Source organism: Chlorogloeopsis sp. ULAP01, assembly GCF_030381805.1.
Taxonomy (GTDB): Bacteria; Cyanobacteriota; Cyanobacteriia; order Cyanobacteriales; family Nostocaceae; genus Chlorogloeopsis.
This window is the reverse complement of the sequence record NZ_JAUDRH010000032.1, coordinates 2501-4914: the sequence shown is the minus strand read 5'-3', so window position 1 is coordinate 4914 and position 2414 is coordinate 2501. Positions and strand designations below refer to the sequence as shown.

The window sequence follows — 2414 nt, the reverse complement described above, 5'->3', positions numbered from 1 at the left end:
AACAAAACGGAGAGTTTGATCCTGGCTCAGGATGAACGCTGGCGGTATGCTTAACACATGCAAGTCGAACGGTCTTTTTCGGAAGATAGTGGCGGACGGGTGAGTAACGCGTGAGAATCTGGCTCTAGGTTCGGGACAACCACTGGAAACGGTGGCTAATACCGGATATGCCGTGTAGGTGAAAGGCTTGCTGCCTAGAGAAGAGCTCGCGTCTGATTAGCTAGTAGGTGTGGTAAGAGCGCACCTAGGCGACGATCAGTAGCTGGTCTGAGAGGATGATCAGCCACACTGGGACTGAGACACGGCCCAGACTCCTACGGGAGGCAGCAGTGGGGAATTTTCCGCAATGGGCGAAAGCCTGACGGAGCAATACCGCGTGAGGGAGGAAGGCTCTTGGGTTGTAAACCTCTTTTCTCAGGGAAGAAGAATGACGGTACCTGAGGAATAAGCATCGGCTAACTCCGTGCCAGCAGCCGCGGTAATACGGAGGATGCAAGCGTTATCCGGAATGATTGGGCGTAAAGCGTCCGTAGGTGGTTATTCAAGTCTATTGTCAAAGCGTCTGGCTCAACCAGATAAAGGCAGTGGAAACTGAAAGACTAGAGTGCATTCGGGGCAGGGGGAATTCCTGGTGTAGCGGTGAAATGCGTAGAGATCAGGAAGAACATCGGTGGCGAAAGCGCCCTGCTAGGCTGCAACTGACACTGAGGGACGAAAGCTAGGGGAGCGAATGGGATTAGATACCCCAGTAGTCCTAGCTGTAAACGATGGATACTAGGCGTTGCGTGTATCGACCCACGCAGTGCCGTAGCTAACGCGTTAAGTATCCCGCCTGGGGAGTACGCACGCAAGTGTGAAACTCAAAGGAATTGACGGGGGCCCGCACAAGCGGTGGAGTATGTGGTTTAATTCGATGCAACGCGAAGAACCTTACCAGGGCTTGACATGTCCGGAATCTTCTGGAAACAGAAGAGTGCCTTCGGGAGCCGGAACACAGGTGGTGCATGGCTGTCGTCAGCTCGTGTCGTGAGATGTTGGGTTAAGTCCCGCAACGAGCGCAACCCTCGTTCTTAGTTGCCAGCATTTCGGGTGGGCACTCTAAGGAGACTGCCGGTGACAAACCGGAGGAAGGTGGGGATGACGTCAAGTCAGCATGCCCCTTACGTCCTGGGCTACACACGTACTACAATGCTCAAGACAAAGGGCAGCAAGCAGGCAACTGCAAGCAAATCTCATAAACTTGGGCTCAGTTCAGATCGCAGGCTGCAACTCGCCTGCGTGAAGGAGGAATCGCTAGTAATTGCAGGTCAGCATACTGCGGTGAATTCGTTCCCGGGCCTTGTACACACCGCCCGTCACACCATGGAAGCTGGTCATGCCCGAAGTCGTTACCCTAACTTTTCGGAGAGGGGGATGCCGAAGGCGGGACTGGTGACTGGGGTGAAGTCGTAACAAGGTAGCCGTACCGGAAGGTGTGGCTGGATCACCTCCTTTTTAGGGAGACCTACCCACTCATGCACCAAAAAACACTACAGTTAACAAGGTGATGAGTTGGTCATCCCAGGTCGGTCAGCAACTAACTGATGTAGAGTTAGACTGCTGGGACTGTTCCAGCCAGAACCTTGAAAACTGCATAGAGAAGCGAAAAGTAGGTAGTCAGTGAACAGTAATCAGTGAACAGTAATCAGTAAAAAAACTGGTAAGTGGTAGCTGGTAACTGAAAACTGAACAGACACCAAAGTATAATTTGTGGTCAAGCTAATAAGGGCTTGTGGTGGATACCTAGGCACACAGAGGCGAAGAAGGACGTAGTTACCGACGAAACGCTCCGGGGAGTTGGAAGCAAGCGTAGATCCGGAGAGATCCGAATGGGGCAACCTATTTGTACTGCCTACTGAATATATAGGTAGGAAAGAGCGAACCCAGCGAACTGAAACATCTAAGTAGCTGGAGGAAAAGAAATCAAACGAGATTCCCCAAGTAGTGGTGAGCGAACGGGGAAGAGCCTAAACCAAAGTGCATGCATTTTGGGGTAGTGGGACAGCAAGATGGAATCGAAAGGTTAGACGAAGCAGCTAAATACTGCACCAGAGAAGGTGAAAGTCCTGTAGTCGAAAACTGGAAGATACTAGCTGAATCCCGAGTAGCATGGAGCACGTGAAATTCCATGTGAATCAGCCACGACCACGTGGTAAGGCTAAATACTACTGTGTGACCGATAGCGAAACAGTACCGCGAGGGAAAGGTGAAAAGAACCCCGCAAGGGGAGTGAAACAGAACATGAAACCGCAAGCCTACAAGCAGTGGAAGGACGATTAAACGTCTGACCGCGTGCCTGTTGAAGAATGAGCCGGCGAGTTATAAGTACTGGTAGGTTAAGACGTAGAAGTCGAAGCCAAAGCGAAAGCGAGTCT

Annotated in this window: 2 rRNA genes (1 of these 2 cut by a window edge); both read left to right on the top strand. The window is 51.5% G+C overall.

What is annotated here, in order from left to right:
* Window positions 1–3: 3 nt before the first annotated feature.
* Window positions 4–1494 (top strand): 16S ribosomal RNA (locus QUB80_RS34845).
* Between the two features lie 257 nt (window positions 1495–1751).
* Window positions 1752–2414 (top strand): 23S ribosomal RNA (locus tag QUB80_RS34840) (it continues 2226 nt past the right edge of the window).
* Together the 16S and 23S rRNA genes form the textbook arrangement of a ribosomal RNA operon.